Raw genomic sequence first — 23,056 nt, 5'->3', positions numbered from 1 at the left:
AATTCGATCTTTATCGTAAGTATCGAATTTAGGTTGCCGCGGCGTTAATCGGCGTTGCGCGCGCGGCACACTCAAGCGATTGCAGGTGTTTTCACGGGGCGACGATGCGTATTGGTAAATGCGGCCTCACGTGAAACGGTAAACATCTGGTCAACGCGAATGGTGAAGGAACTCTTGATGGAGCGTATCGTTACGGGACGCGTGATGAGTTCCTGGTGTTCGCGCGCGGTGCTTCCACAACACCGCTGTCATGCCCCGGCTTGACCGGGGCATCCAGTACGCCGCGGCCTCTCGACTCAATCACAGCTGTCTCGGAGTACTGGATCGCCCGGCCAAGCCGGGCGATGACAGCGAGGGCGTGGCCTGGATTGCTTCGCTGCGCTCGCAATGACGGTGTGGAGACAGTGTTGCCTCAAATGAAAAGAGGCGGGGTTTGACCCCGCCTCTCTCAACTCGATTCCGCGCTTCGCCTTACGCCTGGCTCGCGATCTCCTTGCCGAGCGCGGCTTGCGCCGCCGCTAGGCGTGCGATCGGCACGCGGTAGGGTGAGCAGGAGACGTAGTCGAGGCCGATATTGTGGCAGAAGGCGACGGAGGCGGGATCGCCGCCGTGCTCGCCGCAGATGCCGACCTTGAGCTTCGGCCGCGTCTTGCGGCCGCGCGCGACGCCGATCTTGACCAGCTCGCCGACGCCTTCCTGGTCGAGCGCAATGAAGGGATCGACCGAAAGAATGCCCTTCGCCACGTACGGACCGAGGAAGCTCGCCGCGTCGTCGCGGCTGATGCCGTAGGTCGTCTGCGTGAGGTCGTTGGTGCCGAACGAGAAGAACTCGGCCGACTGCGCGATCTCCCCCGCGAGCAGACAGGCGCGCGGCAGCTCGATCATGGTGCCGACCTGATAGGCGAGCTTGGTGTTGGTGTCGCGCATCACCGCCTGCGCGGTGGAGTCGATGCGCGCCTTGACGAGATCGAGCTCGGCCTTGGTCGCGATCAGCGGCACCATCACCTCGAGGCCGACGGCCTTGCCGGTGCGCTTCTGCGCCTCGACCGCCGCCTCGAAGATCGCGCGCGCCTGCATCTCGGCGATCTCCGGATAGGCGATCGCGATGCGGCAGCCGCGGAAGCCGAGCATCGGATTGAACTCCGAAAGCTCGCGGGCGCGGTCGGCGAGGCGCCGCGGATCGGTGTTCATGGCGCGCGCCACTTCCTCGACCTCGGCGTGGGTGTGCGGCAGGAACTCGTGCAGCGGCGGGTCAAGCAGGCGGATCGTGACGGGCAGGCCCTTCATGATCTCGAACAGCTCGACGAAGTCGGCGCGCTGCATCGGCAGCAGCTTTGCGAGCGCGGCACGGCGCGACTGCTCGTCCTCGGAGAGGATCATCTCGCGCACCGTGCGGATGCGCGTCTCCTCGAAGAACATGTGCTCGGTGCGGCAGAGGCCGATGCCCTCGGCGCCGAACTTGATCGCGGTGCGCGCATCGTCCGGCGTGTCGCCGTTGACGCGGACACCGATCTTGCGGACCTGATCGGCCCAGTTCATCAGCGTGCCGAACTCGCCGGACAGCTCCGGCTCGATCATCGGCATGCGGCCGGCCAGCACCTGGCCGAGCGAGCCGTCGATGGTGATGACGTCGCCGGTCTTGAAGGTGCGCGAGCCGATGCTCATGGTGCCGCGGCCGTAGTCGACGCGGATGGTGCCGCAGCCGGAGACGCAGGGCTTGCCCATGCCGCGCGCGACCACCGCCGCGTGCGAGGTCATGCCGCCGCGGGTGGTCAGGATGCCTTCGGCGGCGTGCATGCCGTGGATGTCTTCCGGGCTGGTCTCGATGCGGACCAGAATGACCTTGCGCCCGTCGCCCTGAAGCTTGGCCGCCTCATCCGAGGAGAACACGATCTCGCCGGAGGCAGCGCCCGGGGATGCCGGCAGGCCCGTGGCGATCACGTCGCGCTTGGCGTTGGGATCGATGGTCGGATGCAGCAGTTGATCCAGCGAAGCCGGATCGATCCGCGTCACCGCTTCCTTCTTCGAGATCAGGCCTTCATTGGCGAGCTCGACCGCGATGCGCAGCGCCGCTTTCGCGGTGCGCTTGCCGCCGCGGGTCTGGAGCATCCAGAGCTTGCCCTGCTCGACCGTGAACTCCATGTCCTGCATGTCGCGGTAGTGCTTCTCGAGCAGCGTGTAGATCCGCGTCAGTTCCTTGAAGGCCTCCGGCATCGCCGATTCCATCGACGCCTTGTCGGAGCCCGACTCTTTCCGCGCCTCTTCGGTGATGTCCTGCGGCGTGCGGATGCCCGCCACCACGTCCTCGCCCTGCGCGTTGATCAGGAACTCGCCGTAGAGCTTGCTCTCGCCGGTCGAGGGGTTGCGGGTGAAGGCAACGCCGGTCGCCGACGTCTCGCCCATGTTGCCGAACACCATGGCCTGCACGTTGACCGCGGTGCCCCAGGATTCCGGAATGTCGTGCAGCTTGCGGTAGGTCACCGCGCGCGCGTTCATCCAGGATGAGAACACCGCGCCGATCGCGCCCCAGAGCTGGTCATGCGGATCCTGCGGGAAATCCTTCCCCGTCTCGCGCGCGACCGCGTCCTTGTACTTGCCGACCAGTTCGACCCAGTCGTCGGCGGACAGGTCGGTGTCGAGCGTGTAGCCCTGGCTGTCCTTGAAGCTGTCGAGGATTTCCTCGAAGTGATGATGCTCGAAGCCGAGCACCACGTCGGAATACATGGTGATGAAGCGGCGATAGCTGTCATAGGCGAAGCGGCGGTCGCCCGACAACTCCGACAGCGCTTCCACGGTCTGGTCGTTGAGGCCGAGGTTCAGCACCGTGTCCATCATGCCCGGCATCGAGGCGCGCGCGCCGGAGCGCACGGAGACGAGCAGCGGGTTCTTGGTGTCGCCGAACACCTTGCCGGTCAACTTGCCGACATGGTCGAGCGCCCTCTCAACCTGTGCCTGCAATTCCCTGGGATAGGACTTGTCGTGCGCGTAGAAGTAGGTGCAGACCGAGGTCGGGATGGTGAAGCCGGGGGGCACCGGCAGGCCGAGATTCGCCATCTCGGCGAGGTTGGCGCCCTTGCCTCCGAGCAGGTCGCGCATCTCGGTCCGGCCCTCGGCCTTGCCGTCGCCGAATGTGTACACCCATTTGCCGGCCTTGGCCGCGGCTGGCGCCGCCTTGGCTGGTGCGGCCTTCTTCGGTGCGACCTTGGCGGCAACCTTCGGCGCAGCCGGCTTGGCCACGGGTTTGGCCACCGGCTTCGGGGCGCTCTTCAGGGCGCTCTTGGGAAGCGCCTTGCGGGCCGCCGGCGCGGCTTTCGCCTTGGGGGAGGACTTTGATTTCGCTGGGATTTTCTTAGGCTTCGAGGCGGCTTTGGCCATAGCTTGCACACAACCTGCGAGAGGAATGGGAATTCGCGGGCCTTACACCACTTTGGAGGGGCCCGCGCAAGTCGGACAGTTCCGGAAAATGAACCCCTAGAGATGGAGCCACTTCAGGAGCCCGAGCCCGATCGCACCGTTGATGATGAGAAAGATCGCGACGATCAGGTTGAGCAGCCGCGGCATGATCAGGATGAGCACGCCCGCAATCAACGACAGGATCGGCGAAATGTGGGCGACGGTGATGTGCATGTACAATCTTTCTGTGGAGGTGGGGGCGAATCGCGGGCGGATCATAGCGATCCCGGTTCCGCGAGTAGAGACGCACAAGGCGCGAGCCAAGTTCCCCCCTTCGCGAAAACTGCCTGAAATTGCCGCGAATGCGGCAGGCATTTTCCCGGAACATTGCCAAGACGCATGCATTGGCAACGAGTCGCGCCACTGGCGCTTCCGAAAAATCACGTCGAAGGAGTTTTGCATGCGGAACAGAATTCTTGCTCTTGCAACGCTCGCGGCCGCGATCGGCTCGCCCCTGGCGGCGCAGGCGCAAAGCACGGTCGGGCGCGCACCTGTCGTGGTCGACAGCGGCCCGACGATTGCGGTCGAACAGCGGCCGGCCTTCCGCGACTATGTCGTCGAGCAACGTGTGCCGGCCTTTCGTATCCCGGATCGCGTGGTGGTTGGTGCTACCTTACCCGAAAGCGGCATCACCTATTATGACGTGCCGCAACGTTTCGGCGCCACCACCTATCGCTACACCGTCGTGAACGGCGAGACCGTGCTGGTCGAGCCGCGCTCGCGCCGCGTCGTCGAGGTGCTGGACTAGATTGTTGTCCGGACGCGTTTTCGTCACGCGAACCGGTATCTGCCTCGCTTGAAAACGCCGCTGATCGACTCGATGTCCGGCGCGCCACTTCAATCAGGCTGGCGCGAGCAGTGTTAAATCGGACATCAGGCCCTGCCCGGTCTCCCCCCGCCGGGCGGGGCTCTTTTGTCTCCAGTCACAGCCGTCATTCCGGGACACGCCGAAGGCGTGGGCCCGGAATCCATAACCACGATCGGGAGTATGGATTCCGGGTTCGCGCCAAATGGCGCGCCCCGGAATGACAATGGTGTTTGACGCGCGAGCGCACCTCAATCCTGGATCTTCGAGAAGTCCGCCACCGCACGCGTGGCGCTGCGGATCTCGTTCAGCAGCTTCAGGCGATTCTCGCGCACCTTCGGATCGTCGTCGTTGACGCGGACCTTGTCGAAGAACGCATCGACGGCGCTCCGTAGCGTTGAAAGTGACTCCATTGCCGATTCAAAATCTTCAGCCGCCACGTGTGTTTTCGCATCGGCGACCGTACTTTGGATAGTTCGCCAGAGATGACGCTCGATCTCCTCCATCATCAATGCGGGATCGGGCGCACCGTCGTAAGCGCGCTTGTCCTTTTTCTCCTCGATCGAGAGAATATTGCTCGCACGTTTGGTGCCTGCCAGCAGATTCCTGCCATCGTCACTATCGAGGAATTTGCCGAGCGCCTCGACGCGGCGGACGATCATCAGGAGGTCGTCCTGGCCGCCAAGCGCGAACACGGCGTCGACGAGATCGTGCCGCGCGCCTTGCTCACGGAGCTGAGCTTTGAGCCGATCAGCAAAGAAAGGTATCAACGTTGCTTCAACAAAAGCTGCTGCGCCGTTCCAGAGGCGCGCATCATACTTTCGGGCGGAATAGAACTGAACGAGACCTTCCGACCACAACTCATCGCTATCCAACGCAAACACATTTGGAATAGCGTCCATACGACTAACTCTCTCTCTCAACTCAGCAAATGCCTTGTGGGCAGCCGCTTCCTCTTCATCTTCTACGGCCACGCCCAGCTCACCGACACCAGCGAGTTCGCCGAATTCGTCAACGAAGCCGTCGAAATTTAAATAGGCCTTGTATGGCAACTCGTGCCAAGGCCCTCCCGTAACGTCTACCCGCCCGCTCTCATCCTCTCGTTCTCCAATAATTTCCATGTAGCCTGCACGCGGGTAGCCGCTGGGAGGACGAAATCCCCAAATCAGGTATGCTAGGCTGGCAATGGGCAGCAGCGATGTAATTTTGATCCTCAATGAATTTTGAAGGATCAATCGGATCACGCCAAGCGCGGCTCGCCGAAGAGCATACGGGTCTTTGCTTCCCGTCGGCTTCTCATCAATGATCCAGAAGCCAACTAAGGTGTCGATCTTGTCAGCGAGAGCAACCGCCACGCTGACCGGATCGCTCGGCACGCGATCAGCAGGCCCTTGCGGCTTATAGTGTTCCTCACACGCCGCGGCGACAGAGGGGTCTTCGCCCTGGGCAAGCGCGTAGTACTTGCCCGTGAGGCCTTGCACTTCCGGAAATTCTCCAACGACCTCGGTCAACAAATCGGCCTTAGCCAGCCGAGCCGCTCGCCGTGACTTCGCGACATCGGCGCCGACCAGCGGCGCGATCTCGGCCGCCAGGCGTTCGATACGCTCGATCCGCTCAGCCTGAGATCCGAGTGCTTTGTGGAACACGATCTGCTCGAACTTCGGCAGCCGGTCCTCGAGCTTGGTCTTCAGGTCCGTCTCGTAGAAGAACTTCGCATCGCTCAGGCGTGCGCGGATGACACGCTCGTTGCCGGCGACGATGGTCGCACCACCATCGGTCGCCTCGATATTGGCGACCAGGATGAACTTGTTGGCGAGCTCCCCCGTCTTCGGGTCGCTCACCACAAAGCACTTCTGGTTGTTGCGGATGGTGGCGCGGATCACTTCGCCGGGCGTTGCCAGGAATTCCTGTTCGAACGAGCCCATCAGCACGACCGGCCATTCGACGAGGCCGGCGACCTCGTCGAGCAGGTTCTGGTCCTCGACGAGCTCAAAGCCCTGCGCAAAGGCAAGCTGCTTGGCGTCGGTGAGGATCGCGTCCTTGCGGCGCTCGGGGTCGAGCACAACCTTGGCGTCGAGCAATTTTGCTTCGTAGTCCTCGAACCGGCGCACGTTGATCGCCGCCGGCGCGAGAAAGCGGTGGCCGTAGGTGGTCTGGCCGCTCTCGATACCGTCCACCGAAAACTTCACGACATCGGGCTCTTCCGTCTCGAGGCCGAAGGTCGCGGTAATCGCGTGCAGCGGACGCACCCAGTTCAGCGAGCCGGGTTTGCCGGAACGCGCGCCCCAGCGCATCGATTTCGGCCAGGGGAAGGTGCGGATGATGACGGGCAGGATTTCCGCGAGCACGTCGATCGCGTCGCGGCCGGGCTTTTCGATCAAGCCGATGTAGAAATCACCCTTGGGGTCGCGCTGGATCTTGGCCTCGTCCAGCGATTTCAATCCCGTCGCCTTCAGAAAGCCCTGCACGGCCGCATCGGGCGCGCCGACTTTCGGGCCGCGGCGCTCGGTCTTCAGGTCGGGCTGGCGCGCAGGAATGCCGTGCACGGTGAGCGCAAGGCGGCGCGGCGTCGCGAAGGCTTTTGCGCCCTCGTAGACCAGGCCTTCGGCAACCAGCTTGTCGGTGACCATGCGGCGCAAATCGTCGGCCGCCTTGGCCTGCATGCGCGCGGGGATTTCTTCCGAGAACAGTTCAAGCAAAAGATCGGGCATCAGGCCGCTCCGCCCGCTTCAGTATGGATCCAGGCCTCGCCGCAAGCTTTTGCCAGCTCGCGCACGCGAAGAATGTAGCTCTGCCGCTCGGTCACGGAGATCACGCCGCGGGCGTCGAGCAGGTTGAAGACGTGGCTTGCCTTGATGCACTGGTCATAGGCCGGCAGCGCCATCAGGTGCTGCTTGCTGTTGCCTCCTTCGCGCCAGCCGGCATCGAGATATTTTTGGCAGGCCGCTTCCGCCATCTTGAACTGCTCGAACAGCATCGCAGTGTCGGCAACTTCGAAATTGTGCCGCGAATATTCGCGCTCGGCCTGCAGGAAAACGTCGCCATAGGTGACCTTGGCGTCGCCCTCGCGGCCGTTGAAGTTGAGGTCGTAGACGCGGTCGACGCCCTGCACATACATCGCGAGCCGCTCGAGCCCGTAGGTGAGCTCGCCCGCGACCGGCGCGCATTCGAAGCCGGCGACCTGCTGGAAATAGGTGAACTGGCTGACCTCCATGCCGTCGCACCAGCACTCCCACCCTAAACCCCAGGCGCCGAGCGTCGGGCTCTCCCAATCGTCCTCGACGAAGCGGATGTCGTGCACGGCGGAATCGATGCCGATCGCCGCGAGCGACTTCAGGTACAGCTCCTGAAGGTTCGGCGGCGACGGCTTCATGATCACCTGGAACTGGTAATAGTGCTGCATCCGGTTCGGATTCTCGCCGTAGCGGCCGTCCTTGGGCCGGCGCGAGGGCTGCACATAGGCGGCGTTCCAGGGTTTTGGCCCGAGCGCGCGCAGCGTGGTCGCCGGATGGAAGGTGCCCGCGCCCATCTCCATGTCGTAGGGCTGCAGGATCACGCAGCCCTGCTCGGCCCAGAACCGCTGGAGCGCGAGGATGAAGCCCTGGAACGAGCGTTCCGGGCGCATATGGGCGGGCAATGAGGCGTCCATCGTCAGATCAGGCTCTCGCGGGGGGTTTTGAATCGCGCGGGACCGTATCGACGGCGGGGGTGGGAATCAAGGCAAAGGGGGCAAAATGGCTGTCATTCCGGGGCGATGCGAAGCATCGAACCCGGAATGACAGGAATTGGAGAGCGGTAGGGTGGGCAAAGCGAAGCATGCCCACCACTGTCACCGCGAAAGCGGAAGGGGATGGTGGGCACGGCGCAAGAGCGCCTTTGCCCACCCAACGGCACCGGTTAACCCGGCCGGTAAGCTCCGGTCACGGGGTCGCGCTTCAGTGTCTGGATCTCCCCCATATGGGCGGCCTCGGCGACGCGCGACAGGCGCATCTCCTCCAGCTCCTGGTTGATCCGGACGGCGGTCTTGTAGGCCCAGCGGACCACGGCAAGCCCGCCCAGGACGCCCGCGAAAGCGACGAACGGCGGCATCTGTCGATCCTTGTCTAGTGCTCAGCCCCCATATGCATTGTCGCGCAGTCGGGGCTACGCCGCAATTGGCTCGCGCCGGACCAAATGGCGCGGGAGGGCGCCGCCTAGAACCCGAATTTCGCCCAAATCGCCCGCGTCTCGACCGCCGAGATCAACTCGTCCGGCAGTCCGGCCATTGATTCCAGGGCCGAAAGCTGGCCCGCGCCGGGCGCTTTCCGCCCCAGAAGGCCGGAGAGCAGGCCGGTCGGCTGGGCGATCACGGGGGTGAGAACCTTCTCGCCATAGCGGGCACGAAGAGTTGAGCGGAGATCGCCGATGCCGTCGGCGAGCCCGAGCGCGACCGAGCTCTCGCCGGCCCAGTATTCGCCCGTGAACAAGGTGTCGTCGGCGCCCTTCAGCCGCGCGCCGCGGCTCTCCTTCACCAGCGAAATGAAGATCTGGTGGATCTCGCGCTGGATCGCCTTCAGCTTGGCGACGTCATCAGGGTTTTCGGGGAGGAACGGGTCGAGCATCGCCTTGTGCGTGCCGGCGGTGTAGAGCCGCCGCTCGACGCCGAGCCGCTTGATCGCGTCCTGGAAGCCGAAGCTGCCGCCGACCACGCCGATCGAGCCGAGGATCGAGGACGGATCGCAGAAGATCTCGTCGCCCGCACAGGCAATCATGTAGCCGCCGGAAGCCGCGACGTCCTCGACGAACACCAGCACGGGCAGCTTCTTCTCCGCCGCGAGCTGCTTGATGCGCAGGTAGATCTGGCGCGACTGCACCGGCGAGCCGCCGGGCGAGTTGATCACCAGCGCCACCGCCTTGGCATTCCGCATCGAGAAGGCCCGCTCCAGCACCCGCGCGACGCCCGCGAGCGACATGCCCGGACGCAGCGGCGTCACCGCGCCGATCACGCCCGACAGCCGCACCACCGGCACCACCGCCGCGCCGGGGCGGAAGCGCGCCGGCAGATATTGCATGAGCTTGTCGGCCAGGCCGGAACTCCCACGATCGTTCAATTGTTCGGCCATGCCCTTACCTCTGATTAACCATTTCTTATCACGCGAGTGTCATTGAAAGTGCCTGGAACGTGTTTTGCAGAATCCCCGTTGGGAAGCTGCAATAGGCAGCGGAGGAAACGCCATGAAGATCTATCTGCTGATGCTGCTGATCGGTGCGCTTTTCACGGCGATTCGCTTTACGTCCCCGCGAGAACAGCAGACGGAATCGCTTCCGCAGTAAGCCGTCACGGCTCCGCCAGCGGCAACACCGCCCTCCCCTCCAGAACATCCCTCACCTCTTTTTTAGGCACGTTTGACTCTTCGTTAAGCATCAGGCCCGGCAGCAATCGCGTCGGAGCCCGGCCGCCTTTGACCGCGCGAACCAGCACGCGGATCGCGGGCTTTCCCGCTTCGCCATGAACCGGCAGGATTGCGAGGCTGCCGAAGCCACGTGACAGCGCTGCCATAACGTCGGCTAGACCGTCCGCGCGCCAGATCAGAGTCAGCACGCCGTTCGATCGGAGGATACGCCGCGCTGCATGCACCCACGCATGCAGCGTCTCCTCGCTCGCGACATGCGCGGTGCGGCGGGACGGGTCCGGCGAGCCGCGATGCCGCGCCGGATCGTTGAAGGGGGGATTCATCAGCACCACGTCGACACTGTCGGGCACCAGCCCATGTGCCGCGAACGCCTGCGCATCCGCCGTGACGTCGAGCACGATCGCCTCGGCGGCGATCGCATTCGCCGCCGCATTGGCGCGCGCCAGCCCCGCCAGCTCCGGATCGATCTCGACCATGCTCAATCTGATGCCGGCGATGCGCCGGGCGAGCGCGAGTCCCGCCGTGCCGATACCGGCCCCGAGATCGACCACCCGATCGCCTCCCGTGGCCTCCGTCGCCGCCGCCAGCAGGATCGCGTCATGCCCGGCGCGATGGCCGGACCGCTTCTGCTTCAGGAGCAATTGCCCGCCGAGAAGGGCGTCCTCGGTGATGTCTGATGCGGCCTCAATCATCGCCGCGCAGTTCGTGGCTGAGGCCGGCGTCGGTCAGGAGCTGCCGGGCCTCGAGGGCGTCGTCCTCGTGGACGAGGATCCGCCGCGGCAGGATGCCGAGCGAGCCCTCGATGATGCTCATGTTCTGGTCCAGCACCAGATGATGGATATTGGCGCCATCGAGCAGCGCGCCGATCGCCGACACCAGCACCATATCGTTGGTCCGAACCAGTTCACGCAAAACACGGGTCTCCTGCCCAAAGGGGGTGAAAGCGGCAAATGTCAATGGTTCCGCAGGCCTTGCCGCATCCGCCGCCAGTTTCTATTGTATTTCCATCAGAATAGCCCTTCCGGGGCAAATATTGGAGACCGGCGTGGCCGTCATCGTACCTTTCGAAACTCCCGGCGCGTCGATCGAAGAGCTGGTTGCCCTTGTCGCCCCTGACATGGAGCGCGTCAACGCCACGATCCTGTCGCGGACCGGTTCGGACGTGACCATGATCCCGGAAGTGGCCAACCATCTGATCTCCTCCGGGGGAAAGCGCCTGCGGCCGATGCTGACGCTCGCCATGGCCAACCTCGCCGGCTACACCGGCGACGGCCACATCAAGCTCGCCGCGTCCGTCGAGTTCATGCACACCGCAACCCTGCTCCACGACGACGTCGTGGACGAGAGCGAGATGCGCCGCGGCAAGCTGTCGGCGCGCATGCTCTGGGGCAATGAGGCGAGCGTGCTGGTCGGCGACTTCCTGCTGGGACAGGCCTTCCGCATGATGGTCGAGGTCGGCTCGCTGCGCGCGCTCGACATCCTCTCCGCGGCCGCCGCCACCATCGCCGAGGGCGAGGTGATGCAGCTGGCGGCCGCCAAGAACACGGCGACCACCGAGGACGAATATCTTGCCGTGATCCGCGGCAAGACGGCCGAATTGTTCGCAGCCGCCTGCGAGGTCGGCCCCGTGATCGCCAACCGCCCGAAGGCGGAGCAGACCGCGTGCCGCTCGGTCGGCATGAATCTCGGCATCGCCTTCCAGCTCGTCGACGACGTGCTCGACTATGGCGGCAAGAGCGCCAAGCTCGGCAAGAACACCGGCGACGATTTCCGCGAGGGCAAGATCACGCTGCCCGTCGTGCTGGCCTTCCGCCGCGGCAACGACACCGAGCGCGCCTTCTGGATCAAGGCGCTCGAGCGCGGCGAGATCGGCGACAGCGATCTCGACCACGCCATCGGCCTGATGAACAAGCACCGCGCGCTCGAGGACACGCTGAGCCGCGCTCAGCACTACGGCGCCATGGCCGTCGATGCGCTGGCCCTGTTCCCGCCCTCGCCGATGAAGAGCGCGCTGGAGCAGGTCGTGGCGTTCTGCCTGGCGCGGTCGCATTAGGGGCGGCGCCTCGGCTTAATCGCTTTCCCGCGCATCCGTTAGCCCCGTCATCCTGAGGCGCGAGTGGCGCGATGCGTTGCATCGCGCCGGGAGCCTCGAAGGATGCACGGCCGAGATGCACAAGGGCCGGCGCCCTTCGAGGCTCGCCCGGCGCCGCAATTGCGTCGCCGCACGAGCACCTCAGGGTGACGGTGATAGATAGGTGCGCGCTGCACGACCATCGTCATTGCGAGCGCAGCAAAGCAATCCAGTCCGCCACCGCGGAAGGATGCTGGATTGCTTCGCTGCGCTCGCAATGACGGAGCAAGACGCGCAGGCACCATTCGCCAACACGCATTCAACTTTCAGCGACGGCCAAGGCTCGTAGCTCGCCCGAGCGGAGCCGAGATACTGCCTGCCCAGTGACTTGCATTTTGCAAGTAACTCCCCTAACTTTCCCGCCATGCAGCCGAAATCCCCCTCCATCCTCGAATGCCCCGTCGGCCGCGCCGTGGAGACGGTCGGTGAATGGTGGAGCATTCTGATCCTGCGGGATGCATTCCAGGGGGCGACGAAGTTCGACGAGTTTTCGCAAAGCCTCGGGATTGCACCGAACATCCTGTCGCGGCGGCTCGCCCATCTCACCGAGAGCGGCATGTTCGTCCGCCGCCGCTATCAAGAGCGGCCGCCGCGCTACGAATATGTGCTGACGGACAAGGCGCGGGATTTCTTCCCCGTGGTCGCGGCGCTGCTGGCCTGGGGCAACAAGCATCTCGCCCCGAAAGGCGAAGCCATCCTGCTGGCGAGCCGTGACGATGTCCGCCCGCTCGAACCCGTCGTGGTCGACGCCGCCAGCATGCAGCCGATCACGCTCGCCAATGCCGTGGTCATCGCAGGTCCGCGCGCCAGCCGTGGCATGCGCAAGCGGCTTGCTTCACTCAAGGCCATGAACCCGGCCGTCGTGCCGGCTGGAGACTGACATGCGTCGTATCGTCGTGACGGGAATGGGCGCGGTGTCGCCGCTGGCCTGTGGTGTCGAACTGTCCTGGCGCCGGCTGCTCGCCGGTCAAAGCGGGCTGCGGCCTCTGCCCGAATGGGCGCAGGCGCTTCCCGCACGCATCGCCGGACTCGTGCCCGACAAGGCCGACGATGCCGAGGGCGGCTTCGATCCCGCACAGGCTGCCGCGCCAAAAGACCAGCGCAAGATGGACCGCTTCATCCTGTTCGCGCTGCTCGCCACCGCAGAAGCAGTCGCGCAGGCCAGATGGACGCCGCAGGATGCAGCCGCGCTGGAACGCACAGCGACGATCATCGCCTCCGGCGTCGGCGGCTTCCCTGCAATGGCGGAAGCCGTGCGCATCACCGAGCAGCGCGGCGTGCGCCGGCTGTCGCCATTCACGATCCCCTCGTTCCTCGCCAATCTCGCCGCCGGCCACGTCTCGATCAAATACGGCTACAAGGGACCGCTGGGCACGCCCGTCACGGCGTGCGCGGCCGGCGTGCAGGCGATCGGCGATGCCGCGCGCATGATCCGCGCCGGCGAAGCCGATGTCGCGATCTGCGGCGGGGCTGAAGCCTGCATCGACATCGTCAGCCTCGGCGGCTTTGCGGCGGCGCGCGCACTATCGAGCTCCTTCAACGACGAGCCCGCGCGCGCCTCGCGCCCGTTCGACCGCGACCGCGACGGATTTGTGATGGGCGAAGGCGCCGGCATTTTGGTGATCGAGGAGCTGGAGCATGCGCTTGCCCGCGGCGCGACGCCGATCGCGGAGGTCGTCGGCTACGGTACGACGGCGGACGCCTACCACATGACGTCGGGTCCACCCGATGGCGACGGCGCCCGCCGCGCCATGGAGATCGCGCTGCGGCAGGCCAAGCTTGCACCCGCGGATCTGCAGCACCTCAACGCGCATGCGACGTCGACACCGGCCGGCGACGAGAGCGAGCTTGGCGCGATCGCCGCGCTGTTCGGCCGCAACCGCGGCATTGCCGTGAGCGCGACGAAATCGGCCACCGGCCATCTGCTCGGCGCCGCCGGCGGCCTGGAAGCAATCTTCGCCGTGCTCGCCTTGCGCGACCAGGTGGCGCCGCCGACGCTTAATCTCGAAAACCCCGACGCGAACGCCGACGGCATCGACATCGTCTCGGGCCGCGCGCGGCCGATGTCGATGCTCAACGCCATCTCCAACGGGTTCGGCTTCGGCGGGGTGAATGCCAGCGTGATCTTCCGCCGGATCGGCTGAACGAGAGGCCTTGCATTCGCGGCACGCTGCGCTACGAAAACAGGATGAGCGAAACCAATTTCTGGCTGTTCCTGGCCGCAGCATTCCTCATTGCGGCAATTCCCGGCCCCGGCATTTTCTACGTGGCGGCGCGAACCTTGTCGGAAGGACGCGCGAGCGGCTTTGCCTCGACCGCGGGCACGGCGCTGGGCGGGATGGTCCATGTCGTGGCCGGCAGTCTCGGTATCTCCGCGATCATCCTGGCCAGCGCGGAACTGTTCACCGTGGTCAAATTTGTCGGCGCGCTTTATCTGGTCTGGCTCGGCATCAAGACGTTCCGCGGCGCCGGCCGCGCGCTGTCGCTGGAGAGCGACGCCGTCGGCGACAAGCGCGCGTTTCGCGACGGCGTGCTGGTCGAGGCGCTGAACCCGAAGACTGCGGCGTTCTTCCTCGCCTTCATTCCGCAGTTCCTCGATCCCGCGGGATCGAACCCGACGCTGCAATTCATCATGCTGGGTGCAATCTCGGTGGCCCTGAACACGCTCGCCGATGTCGTCGTGGTGCTGATGGCCTCCGCGACGCGCACGCAGCTGATCGGACGGCCGCAGCTGATGCGGCGCCTCACGCAAGGCTCGGGCGTCTTCATTGCCGGCCTCGGCCTCTCGCTCGCCCTGGCGCGGCGGCCGGCCAATGGCTAGCGCCCCGCAAGACCGCTTCTATGAATCGCACGGCCTGCGGCTGCATTATGCCGATTGGGGCAACGAGGGCGCGCCGCCCCTCATCCTGGTCCATGGCGGCCGCGATCATTGCCGCAGCTGGGACGCTATCGCGCGCTCGCTGCAGCCGCATTTCCACGTGATCGCGCCGGATCTGCGCGGTCACGGCGATTCCGACTGGACCAAAGGCGGCAGCTACGCGCTGACCGAATATGTCTACGATCTGGTCCAGCTCGTCCGCACCATCGCAGCGCCTCAAGTGACTCTCATCGGCCATTCCATGGGCGGCATGGTGAGCCTGATCTTCTCGGGATCGTTCCCGGAGCTGGTCTCGAAGCTAGTCGTGCTCGACGGCGTCACCATGCTGCCGGATGCGCCGAAGCCGCCGGCGCACGAGCGCATCAGTAAATGGGTCAGCCAGCTCGACAGACTGCACGACCGCACGCCGCGCCGCTATGCGACCCTCGAGGATGCGGCCGCACAGATGGTGCTGCACAACAAGCGCCTCGCCCGCGATCTCGCACTGCATCTTGCCACGCACGGCGCGCGGCAGAACGAGGACGGCACCTACAGCTGGAAGTTCGATCCCTATCAGCGCGCCAGTGCGCCGCACCGGCTCTGGGCGGATGATCACGTCGCACTGTGGTCGCGCATCGCGTGCCCGACGCTGCTGCTCAATGCCGGCGAAAGCTTTCTGGCCGGCGCCAGGGCGGCGGGCCTAGAGCGCTATTTCCAGGACGCGCGCATCGAGACCATCGCCGAGGCGGGACACTGGCTGCAGCACGACAAGCCGCAGGAGGTGCTGGGCGAGATCCGAAAGTTTCTCGGACTGACCGAGCAAGGCGGATTAGCCCCGCTGCCGTAGGGTGGGCAAAGCGAAGCGTGCCCACGCTTCTGTCGCCCTAGCGGAAAGATGGTGGGCACGGCGCAAAGGCGCCTTTGCCCACCCTGTACCTGTCTTTGAGGAGATACCTAGCTCAACGTCCCCGCATGCACCCACCAGCCGGGATGGTCGCGCCGGATCTTCTCGGCCGCGGCATGCGCATCACTGGGCGCGCCATAGATCGCAAAGCACGTCGCCCCCGAGCCGGACATGCGGGCGAGCTTGACGCCGGCGGAGGAGCGCAAGGCGTCCAGCACCTCGCCAATCACAGGCTCGATCCGCAGCGCGGGCGCCTCGAGATCGTTGGCGACGGTTTCGAGAACCTCGACCCAATCGGCGATCGACCCGCCCTCCTCCGGCCAGGCCGGAGCTTCGAGAACCGAGGTGGCGCCAACCAGGAGCTCGCCGTTGCGCAGGCCCAGCGCCTGGAACACGTCCTTGGTCGCGACCGGCACGCGCGGATTGACCATCACGCAAGGCATGCTCGGCAAGGCGAGCGGCAGCAGCTGCTCGCCGACGCCGGTCATGTCGCAGGCGCGCGAGAACAGGCACACCGGCACGTCGGCACCGGTCGCGAGCGCGACCTTCTGCAAGCGGGGATCGTCGAGCGAGAGATTGTTGAGGCGCGCCAAGAGGCGCAGCGCCGCCGCTGCATCGGCCGAGCCGCCGCCGATGCCGGCGGCCACAGGAAGCACCTTGTCGAGCGCGAAGGCGCCGAGCTTCAGGCCCGGCACGGCCTCGGCCAGAAGCTTGGCCGCCTTGAACACGAGATTATCGGCGGTATCGCCGCAGGCGGCTGCGAGTGGCCCGGTGGTGGTGAGCTTCAGCTCGCCGCCGGGCTCCAGCGTGAGCCGGTCGGCGCAATCGGCGAACGCGACCACGCTCTCGAGATCATGATAGCCGTCAGCACGACGGCCGACGACGCGAAGGCTCAAATTGACCTTCGCCCGCCCTTCTTCAATCAACGCCGACATTGGCGATCAGCCCCCAAACGCTCTCTTAGCCGCCCTTGCCGTCGTCCTTCTTCTTCTCGGCCTGGGCCGCGGAAGAGTTGGAATTGTCCTCGGTCAAACCGTTGGCGATCTTGGCCTCGATCTTCGGAAGATCATCCGGCTCGGGCTTGAGATCGCGCGCATGCGACCACTGGAATTTGGCTTCCAGCGTGCGGCCGACGCGCCAATAGGCATCGCCGAGGTGATCGTTGATGGTGGGATCTTCCGGCTTGAGATCGATCGCGCGCTCGAGGTTCTTCACCGCCTCCTCGTAATTGCCGATGCGGTAATAGGCCCAGCCGAGGGAATCGACGATGTAGCCGTCGTCGGGACGCTGCTCGACGGCGCGCTTGATCATCTTCATGCCATCGTCGAGGTTCACGCCCTGGTCGATCCAGGAATAGCCGAGATAGTTGAGGACATGCGGCTGGTCGGGCTGCAGCTCGAGCGCCTTCTTCATGTCGGCTTCGGCCTTGGCCCACTGCTTGGAGCGCTCCTCGCAGATGCCACGATAATAGTACCAGACGCTGTTGGCTTTGTCGTTGCCGGCCGGCAGCACCTCGACGCCTTGCGAATAGGTCGCGCCGCAGTCGCCGAACCGCTTGCGGCCGCGCTCGATGTTGCCGAGCGCCATGATGGCCTCGAGATCCTTGGCATCCTCCGAGGTGACGCCCTTGAGGATCTTGATCGCCTCGTCGGTGCGGTCGGCCGAATCGAGGTCGATGGCGAGCTGGATCTGCGCGTTGCGCTTCAGCGGCGAGGTCGCGGGCACGCGCTCGTAGACCTTGATCGCCATCTGCGGCCGCTTCACCGATTCATAGAGATCGGCGAGCGAGAGCAGTGCCAGCGGATGGGTCGGCTGGAGGTAGAGCGAGAGCTGGAGGTAGACCAGCGCCAGATCCTCGCCGCCGCGACGGGTCAGCGTGGCGCCGATGCCGTAGAGCGCCTCGGCGGCGCCGGCCTGCGCGGAATCGACCAGCGGCGGCAGCTTCTTGCCGGCCTTGGTGTCGCGCAAACCTTCCACGATCAGCGGATGGCGGGCGAGCTTCTTGTCGAAGGCCTGATAGACATTGGTCGCCGCGGCCGAATCCTTGTTGCGCGACAGCCAGCGCGCATAGGCTTCGGTGACGCGCAGCATGGAATCGTCGAGCTTGTAGGCGCGCTCGAAGCGGGTGCCGGCATCCTTCTCCTTGCCGGCGAGCTCGAGGATCATGCCGGCGTGGAGATCCTTGAACAGCGGATACCACTCGGGACCTGCGAGCTTGTCGATGGTGGCGACGCCGCCCTTGGCATCGCCGGCGCCATAGGCGGCCCAGCCCGACAGCAGCGTGGCGACAAGATCGGTGATCGGACCGCGGATCGACTGGTTGATGTTGCTCTGCGCGGTCGCATACTTCTTGAACTTCAGATCGTGCACGCCGACGACGAGACGCGCGACGCGGTTGGTCTTGTCGATGGTGAGGATGCGCTCGGCGAGCTTGACGGCCTCGTCGATGTCGCCGTCGGCGACCGAGGAGATGAAGGCGCGGTCGAGCAGCTCGTTGTTCTTGGGATCGGAGCGCAGCGCCGAGCGGTAGAAGGCGGCGGCCGAGGCCGCATCGCGCTCGACGCTGGCGTGGCGGGCGGCAAGATAGCTGCCGGAGGTGGTGAGCGATTTCAGATCGTTCCGGGTCGGAAACTGCGCCGCCGTATCGGCCGGGTGATCCGGCGTCTGCGCCAGGACCGCGCCGGGGACCACCGCAATCGCTGTGCCCATGAGGGCGATGGCGGCAACAGTCCAGCGGTTGAAACGATTTGAGAACATCAGGGCTCGCCTTGAGTTGGTAGTGCCTGGGTTTGCAGCAGAAGGCCGTCTCGCATGCGAACGCGGCCGGTGGCATCGGGACCCGGAACCGTCGGGCCGACAATGCCGCTTTTGGCGGTTCACCGCAAGGATTCGGACCGGGCGATCCCCTCCGCACGCCCCAAATCGGCCAACTGACCGGTCAAGAGCGCCCCAAGACGCCGCTACTATGGCCTTATCGTGACCGCGACAGGTAGCCGCGGCCCGGTTCTCACGCGAACGTGCGCCGGATCACCCTATGCGACCAGTTCTTACATCGCCTCGTAGTTCGGGCCGCCGCCACCTTCCGGTGGAACCCAGGTGATGTTGCCGTTGGGGTCCTTCACGTCGCAGGTTTTGCAGTGGACGCAGTTCTGGGCGTTGATCTGGAAGCGCGGACCCGAACCCTCCTCGATCCACTCATAGACGCCGGCCGGGCAATAGCGATTCGAGGGGCCGGCGAAGACGTCGTGCTCGGACGTCTTCTGGAGGTTCATGTCCGTAACCTTGAGATGGACCGGCTGGTCCTCTTCATGATTGGTGTTGGACAGGAATACCGAGGACAGCTTGTCGAACGAGATCTTGCCGTCCGGCTTCGGGTAGTTCTTCGGGGCGTGCTGCTTGGCCGGATCGAGCGTGGCGCGATCGGGCTTGGCGTGCGCCTGGGTGCCGAACAGCGAAGCGCCGAACAGCGTGTTGCACCACATGTCGAAGCCGCCCAGCGCAACGCCGAGCACGGTGCCGAACTTCGACCACAGCGGCTTGACGTTGCGGACCAGGAACAGATCCTTGCCGACCGACGAGGAGCGCCAGGCGTTCTCGTAGTCGACAAGCTCGTCATTGGCGCGATCGGCGGCGAGCGCGGCCGCAACATGTTCAGCAGCCAGCATGCCGGTGCCCATCGCATTGTGCACGCCCTTGATGCGCGGCACGTTGACGAAGCCGGCCGCGCAGCCGATCAGCGCGCCGCCGGGGAAGCTGAGCTTCGGTACCGACTGATAGCCGCCCTCGGTGATCGCACGCGCGCCATAAGCGAGCCGCTTGGCCCCTTCGAAGGTCCCGCGGATCGAGGGATGGGTCTTGAAGCGCTGGAATTCGTCGAACGGTGACAGATACGGATCGTCGTAATTGAGATGCACGACGAAGCCGACGGCGACGAGATTATCGTCGTAGTGATAAAGGAACGAGCCGCCGCCGGTCTTGAGGTCAAGCGGCCAGCCGAACGAATGCTGGATCATGCCCTTCTGGTGCTTGGCGGGATCGATCTGCCAGACTTCCTTCAGCCCGATGCCGAACTTCGGCGGCTCGCTCTTGGCATCGAGCGCGAACTTGTTGATGAGCTGCTTGGTCAGGCTGCCGCGCGCGCCTTCGGCGAACAGCGTGTACTTGCCGAGCAATTCCATGCCGCGCGTGAAGGAATCCTTCGGCTTGCCGTCGCGGCCGATGCCCATGTCGCCGGTGGCGATGCCCTTGACCTTGCCTTCCTCGTCGTAGAGCACCTCGGCCGCGGCGAACCCCGGATAGATCTCGACGCCCAGCGCCTCCGCTTTCCGCGCCAGCCAGCGGCAGACATTGCCGAGCGAGCCGATATAGCAGTGATGGTTATCCATCAGCGGCGGCATCACGAAGTTCGGCAGCTTGATCGCGCCGCCGCCGGTCATCCAGTAGAAGCGGTCGTCCTTCACCTGCGTCTTCAGCGGGCAGTCGGCATCCTCGCGCCAGTCCGGAACGAGCTTGTCGAGCCCGGCCGGGTCGATCACGGCGCCCGAAAGAATGTGCGCGCCGACCTCGGAGCCCTTCTCCACCACGACGACGTTGAGATCGGCGTTGAGCTGCTTCAGCCGGATCGCGGCCGACAGGCCCGACGGGCCGGCGCCGACGATGACGACGTCGAATTCCATGGATTCGCGCGGGGGAAGTTCTTCGGTGCTCATCTGATCTCAGCCCTTGAGACGGTCCTTGGTCGTTTGCGCCCTCTTGTTTCCGATTTTTCCGGGTAGGACAACCTCGGAATCACATTTCGCCGGGATGCAAGGCGCCCCGGAATGATATAAAAGTCAGACTTTCCCATGATACCCGAACCCGCACCCACCGTCCGCGAGCTGCTTGCCTTCTATCTGGAGGCCGGAGTCGACTGCGCGCTCGCGGAGGAACCGATAGACCGCCTGGCGGAAATCGATGCGCCACCGCCGCCCCCGCGCGCGGCGCCGGTCGAGGCGCCGCGGCCGGTTGCGGCGCCCGCGGTGATGCGCGGCGAGGCCGCGCCTGCACCCGACGTCGCCATCGCTTCGGCGCGCGAGGCCGCGCGCACCGCGCCGACGCTGGAGGCGCTGCGCGAGCTGATGCAGAATTTCGAGGGCTGCGCGTTGAAGCACACGGCGACTCGGCTGGTGTTCGCCGACGGCAACCCGCAGGCGCGCATCATGTTCGTCGGCGAGGCGCCGGGCCGCGACGAGGACATCGAGGGGCTGCCCTTTGTCGGGCGCAGCGGCAAGCTGCTCGACCTCATGATCGGCGCGATCGGGCTCAACCGCACCACCGCCTACATCGCCAACGTGATCCCGTGGCGGCCGCCCGGCAACCGCACGCCGACGCCGCAGGAGACGCAGGTGTGCCTGCCCTTCATCCAGCGCCAGATCGAGCTGGTAAACCCGGATGTGCTGGTGACGCTCGGCAATCCCTCGACGCAGACGCTGCTGTCGACGCGCGAAGGCATCATGCGCACCCGCGGGCGCTGGTTCGACTACGACACCGGCCAGCGCACCATCCGCGCGCTGCCGACGTTCCATCCGGCCTATCTGTTGCGCTCGCCGTCCTACAAGCGGCTGGCCTGGCAGGACCTGCGGGCGATCGCGAAGGTGCTGGCGGGATAGCGAGGGGCAGAACGCTCTCTCCCCGTCATTGAGAGCGCAGGCGAAGCAATCCAGAATCTTTCCGGAGAGGGACTCTGGATTGCTTCGTCGCAAGAGCTCCTCGCAATGACGACGAAGAGAGCGCGTCACGTCCCCTTCGGCCGCACGATGGCCCAGCCGATGCGCAGCAGCTGCTGGCGGCCATTTACGAGCCATTCGAAGGCGCGCGGCACTTCCGGCACGATGCCGGGGAAGCGCTTGAGAATCTCGGGCGGCGGGGTGCCGGCGGTGTCGGAGGCACGCCAGACCACGACGCCGCCGGTCTCGCTGAACCTGGTCTGGCTCATCCACGGCGTGCGCGCGGGGTCGGCGTCGATGAAGAGATGCGGCCGGCCGGAATGCAGCGTGATCAGGCTGGCGAGCTGGGTCTCGCCGGCAACCGCGCGCAGGCGATGGTTGGTGCGGCGGGCGAAGCTCTCGTCGAAGAAATCCGAGATCGCGCGCGCCGGCATCGAGGTCGCAATCTCGCCAGTGCCGGTCCAGGGCAGGAACAGCACGGCGAGCACCACGCCGGCGGCGGGCGCGACGACAGCGGCAGCCCATACCATGCGCAGCATCCGCGCACGGCGCATCGCGATGAGGTCGCCGGCCGCGACGACCACGGCAAGCCCCGACATAACCAGCACGGCACCGGAGCCGCCGACGACGGAGTCGAGGCCGAGCAGGCCAGAGATCAGCACCGCGCCGAGCGCCGGCGCCAGCGCGAAGAAATAGACGAAGTTGCGCGCGAGCGGCTCGACCGGCGGCCGGTAGATGATCGGCGCCTCCTCGCCCTTGGCGACGAACAGGCGGGTGTTGAGGAAGGTCAGCGCCGGGATCGCGGCAGCCCCGAGCACGAGCCCTCCGAGCAGCCAGGCTGCGTGGATCGCACGGGCGCTCAGCTCGGTCACCTGCGGCAGGGCCGGCAGCACCAGCGTCTGGGCCCGCATTAGCCAGACGGCATAGGGCAGCGCCAGCACGGCGACGACGATCAGGGCGAACAGCGGATCGAGCGCGCGCAGCGTGCGGCGGCCGCCGGCGGTCGAGACCGCGAAGACGACGAGCAGGAGCAACAGGAAGACCGCAGCAGGCGTCGTCAGCAGCAACAGGCCCGCCTCGATCGACCAGGCGAACCAGGCATTGCCGCGGCGCTGGCCGATGATCTGCCAGGAGTGCAGCAGCAGCAGCGCCCAGAGGGGGCGGGCCAGCACGAGCGGGCCGAAATCGAGCGCGGCCGAGGAGAACGCCAGCACCGTCATGGTCAGGAGCACGGCGAGCACCGCCTGCTGCGAGCCGACCACGGCGCGGGAGAGATGATAGAGCGCGATGAAGGTCGCGATCTCGCAGAGCTCGGCGAGCACATAGACGCCGAACATGTGGCCGCCCGCGAGGCGATAGGCGATGTCGGCGAGCCAGATCGGCAGGGGCGGGCCGAGATCGGTGCCGACTTGGTATTCCCTGCCGAACGCCAGCAGCGTCGCCAGCGAGCCGGGCGGGCTGCGGTAAAACACCAGCGCCACGAACAACCACATCGCAGCCTGCAGCAGGACGGCGATCCACACGATCAGCCGCGGCCGGGCGCGAATGAGCTCGATGACCAGGGAGGTAAACCGCATGCAACGTCCGAAAGATGCAGCCAACCCGTCCAGCCGGCCCTATTCGCTCGCATCTGTTTTGATAAAGGGCGTCGCGCGTCGTGGCAACTTCGGTCTGCTCCCTCTCCCCTGCGCTCTCTCCTCTTCCTCTCCCCGCTTGCGGGGGCACGACGAGCTTCGCTCGCGCTGGGAGAGTTGGGGGGAGTGTCCGCAAGGACGGTAGCAGTGAGACTCGCGGAGGCTCCCTCACCC

The 23,056-nt window shown here is 65.5% G+C and carries 19 protein-coding genes; 7 read left to right on the top strand and 12 right to left on the bottom strand.

Features of this window, described 5'->3' with window-relative positions; genetic code table 11:
- Positions 1–471: 471 nt before the first annotated feature.
- Together ppdK and GGD63_RS18120 are read right to left on the bottom strand one after the other, a co-directional pair.
- Positions 472–3,375, bottom strand: coding sequence for a pyruvate, phosphate dikinase (ppdK, locus tag GGD63_RS18125; protein ID WP_183244358.1), 2,904 nt, complete (start codon positions 3,373–3,375; stop codon positions 472–474).
- A gap of 96 nt (positions 3,376–3,471) precedes the next feature.
- Positions 3,472–3,627 (bottom strand): DUF3096 domain-containing protein, encoded by a 156-nt coding sequence (locus GGD63_RS18120; protein ID WP_074077234.1) that lies wholly within the window; start codon positions 3,625–3,627, stop codon positions 3,472–3,474.
- 226 nt (positions 3,628–3,853) lie between these two features.
- Here GGD63_RS18120 and GGD63_RS18115 point away from each other — a divergent pair, with 226 nt between their 5' ends.
- Positions 3,854–4,201 carry a DUF1236 domain-containing protein gene (locus GGD63_RS18115; RefSeq protein ID WP_183244356.1) on the top strand — a complete coding sequence of 116 codons (348 nt, stop codon included), beginning with the start codon at positions 3,854–3,856 and terminating at the stop codon, positions 4,199–4,201.
- A gap of 308 nt (positions 4,202–4,509) precedes the next feature.
- On the opposite strand, the gene glyS is transcribed toward GGD63_RS18115, so the two are convergent.
- The 6 genes from glyS to GGD63_RS18085 all read right to left on the bottom strand — a co-directional run bounded on the left by glyS (position 4,510) and on the right by GGD63_RS18085 (position 10,563).
- Entirely contained in the window at positions 4,510–6,969 is a 2,460-nt protein-coding gene (gene glyS, locus GGD63_RS18110) for a glycine--tRNA ligase subunit beta (protein ID WP_183244354.1), read from the bottom strand.
- Positions 6,969–7,907 (bottom strand): glycine--tRNA ligase subunit alpha, encoded by a 939-nt coding sequence (locus GGD63_RS18105; protein WP_183244352.1) that lies wholly within the window; start codon positions 7,905–7,907, stop codon positions 6,969–6,971. Before GGD63_RS18105 ends, glyS begins: the two co-directional genes overlap by 1 nt.
- A gap of 248 nt (positions 7,908–8,155) precedes the next feature.
- Positions 8,156–8,347, bottom strand: a complete 192-nt coding sequence (locus GGD63_RS18100; RefSeq protein ID WP_018648788.1) for a hypothetical protein — start codon at positions 8,345–8,347, stop codon at positions 8,156–8,158.
- 104 nt (positions 8,348–8,451) lie between these two features.
- Entirely contained in the window at positions 8,452–9,360 is a 909-nt protein-coding gene (locus tag GGD63_RS18095; RefSeq protein WP_183244350.1) for a S49 family peptidase, read from the bottom strand.
- Between the two features lie 215 nt (positions 9,361–9,575).
- Complete coding sequence (locus tag GGD63_RS18090; protein WP_183244348.1) at positions 9,576–10,343, bottom strand: tRNA1(Val) (adenine(37)-N6)-methyltransferase; 768 nt, start codon at positions 10,341–10,343, stop codon at positions 9,576–9,578.
- A complete protein-coding gene (locus GGD63_RS18085; protein WP_183244346.1) occupies positions 10,336–10,563 on the bottom strand; it encodes a DUF2007 domain-containing protein in 228 nt (75 codons plus the stop codon). The genes GGD63_RS18090 and GGD63_RS18085 overlap by 8 nt, the downstream gene beginning before the upstream one ends.
- A 133-nt stretch (positions 10,564–10,696) precedes the next feature.
- Between GGD63_RS18085 and GGD63_RS18080 the strand changes: the two genes are divergently transcribed.
- From GGD63_RS18080 to GGD63_RS18060, 5 genes are all read left to right on the top strand, one after another.
- Positions 10,697–11,704, top strand: coding sequence for a polyprenyl synthetase family protein (locus tag GGD63_RS18080; RefSeq protein WP_183244344.1), 1,008 nt, complete (start codon positions 10,697–10,699; stop codon positions 11,702–11,704).
- A 442-nt stretch (positions 11,705–12,146) separates the two neighbouring features.
- Entirely contained in the window at positions 12,147–12,662 is a 516-nt protein-coding gene (locus GGD63_RS18075) for a helix-turn-helix domain-containing protein (RefSeq protein WP_183244342.1), read from the top strand.
- A 1-nt stretch (position 12,663) separates the two neighbouring features.
- The gene (fabF, locus tag GGD63_RS18070; RefSeq protein ID WP_183244340.1) at positions 12,664–13,926 is read left to right on the top strand and encodes a beta-ketoacyl-ACP synthase II; all 1,263 of its coding nucleotides are present in this window, start codon (positions 12,664–12,666) and stop codon (positions 13,924–13,926) included.
- Between the two features lie 44 nt (positions 13,927–13,970).
- Positions 13,971–14,603 carry a LysE family translocator gene (locus GGD63_RS18065; RefSeq protein WP_183244338.1) on the top strand — a complete coding sequence of 211 codons (633 nt, stop codon included), beginning with the start codon at positions 13,971–13,973 and terminating at the stop codon, positions 14,601–14,603.
- Entirely contained in the window at positions 14,596–15,486 is an 891-nt protein-coding gene (locus GGD63_RS18060) for an alpha/beta fold hydrolase (protein WP_183244336.1), read from the top strand. The genes GGD63_RS18065 and GGD63_RS18060 overlap by 8 nt, the downstream gene beginning before the upstream one ends.
- Positions 15,487–15,593: 107 nt before the next feature.
- Here GGD63_RS18060 and GGD63_RS18055 read toward each other — a convergent pair whose 3' ends face one another.
- The 3 genes from GGD63_RS18055 to GGD63_RS18045 form a co-directional block, all read right to left on the bottom strand.
- A complete protein-coding gene (locus GGD63_RS18055; protein WP_183244334.1) occupies positions 15,594–16,478 on the bottom strand; it encodes a 4-(cytidine 5'-diphospho)-2-C-methyl-D-erythritol kinase in 885 nt (294 codons plus the stop codon).
- A gap of 25 nt (positions 16,479–16,503) precedes the next feature.
- Positions 16,504–18,300, bottom strand: a complete 1,797-nt coding sequence (locus GGD63_RS18050; protein WP_183244332.1) for a tetratricopeptide repeat protein — start codon at positions 18,298–18,300, stop codon at positions 16,504–16,506.
- 290 nt (positions 18,301–18,590) lie between these two features.
- Positions 18,591–20,252, bottom strand: a complete 1,662-nt coding sequence (locus GGD63_RS18045) for an electron transfer flavoprotein-ubiquinone oxidoreductase (RefSeq protein ID WP_183244329.1) — start codon at positions 20,250–20,252, stop codon at positions 18,591–18,593.
- Positions 20,253–20,387: 135 nt separating this feature from the next.
- On the opposite strand from GGD63_RS18045, the gene GGD63_RS18040 reads away from it, so the two are divergent.
- The gene (locus GGD63_RS18040) at positions 20,388–21,191 is read left to right on the top strand and encodes a uracil-DNA glycosylase family protein (protein WP_183244327.1); all 804 of its coding nucleotides are present in this window, start codon (positions 20,388–20,390) and stop codon (positions 21,189–21,191) included.
- 125 nt (positions 21,192–21,316) lie between these two features.
- On the opposite strand, the gene GGD63_RS18035 is transcribed toward GGD63_RS18040, so the two are convergent.
- Positions 21,317–22,825, bottom strand: a complete 1,509-nt coding sequence (locus tag GGD63_RS18035; RefSeq protein ID WP_183244325.1) for a glycosyltransferase family 39 protein — start codon at positions 22,823–22,825, stop codon at positions 21,317–21,319.
- Positions 22,826–23,056: the final 231 nt, after the last annotated feature.

Origin of the sequence: Bradyrhizobium sp. cir1, assembly GCF_014198245.1 — a bacterium.
Taxonomy (GTDB): domain Bacteria; phylum Pseudomonadota; class Alphaproteobacteria; order Rhizobiales; family Xanthobacteraceae; genus Bradyrhizobium.
This window is presented reverse-complemented; position numbering and strand designations above follow the sequence as displayed.

Coding starts and splice junctions, on each gene's coding strand:
- ppdK (WP_183244358.1), bottom strand. CDS start 3,375: ATGGCCAAAGCCGCCTCGAAGCCTAAGAAAATCCCAGCGAAATCAAAG.
- GGD63_RS18120 (WP_074077234.1), bottom strand. CDS start 3,627: ATGCACATCACCGTCGCCCACATTTCGCCGATCCTGTCGTTGATTGCG.
- GGD63_RS18115 (WP_183244356.1), top strand. CDS start 3,854: ATGCGGAACAGAATTCTTGCTCTTGCAACGCTCGCGGCCGCGATCGGC.
- glyS (WP_183244354.1), bottom strand. CDS start 6,969: ATGCCCGATCTTTTGCTTGAACTGTTCTCGGAAGAAATCCCCGCGCGC.
- GGD63_RS18105 (WP_183244352.1), bottom strand. CDS start 7,907: ATGGACGCCTCATTGCCCGCCCATATGCGCCCGGAACGCTCGTTCCAG.
- GGD63_RS18100 (WP_018648788.1), bottom strand. CDS start 8,347: ATGCCGCCGTTCGTCGCTTTCGCGGGCGTCCTGGGCGGGCTTGCCGTG.
- GGD63_RS18095 (WP_183244350.1), bottom strand. CDS start 9,360: ATGGCCGAACAATTGAACGATCGTGGGAGTTCCGGCCTGGCCGACAAG.
- GGD63_RS18090 (WP_183244348.1), bottom strand. CDS start 10,343: ATGATTGAGGCCGCATCAGACATCACCGAGGACGCCCTTCTCGGCGGG.
- GGD63_RS18075 (WP_183244342.1), top strand. CDS start 12,147: ATGCAGCCGAAATCCCCCTCCATCCTCGAATGCCCCGTCGGCCGCGCC.
- fabF (WP_183244340.1), top strand. CDS start 12,664: ATGCGTCGTATCGTCGTGACGGGAATGGGCGCGGTGTCGCCGCTGGCC.
- GGD63_RS18065 (WP_183244338.1), top strand. CDS start 13,971: ATGAGCGAAACCAATTTCTGGCTGTTCCTGGCCGCAGCATTCCTCATT.
- GGD63_RS18060 (WP_183244336.1), top strand. CDS start 14,596: ATGGCTAGCGCCCCGCAAGACCGCTTCTATGAATCGCACGGCCTGCGG.
- GGD63_RS18055 (WP_183244334.1), bottom strand. CDS start 16,478: ATGTCGGCGTTGATTGAAGAAGGGCGGGCGAAGGTCAATTTGAGCCTT.
- GGD63_RS18050 (WP_183244332.1), bottom strand. CDS start 18,300: ATGTTCTCAAATCGTTTCAACCGCTGGACTGTTGCCGCCATCGCCCTC.
- GGD63_RS18045 (WP_183244329.1), bottom strand. CDS start 20,252: ATGAGCACCGAAGAACTTCCCCCGCGCGAATCCATGGAATTCGACGTC.
- GGD63_RS18040 (WP_183244327.1), top strand. CDS start 20,388: ATGATACCCGAACCCGCACCCACCGTCCGCGAGCTGCTTGCCTTCTAT.
- GGD63_RS18035 (WP_183244325.1), bottom strand. CDS start 22,825: ATGCGGTTTACCTCCCTGGTCATCGAGCTCATTCGCGCCCGGCCGCGG.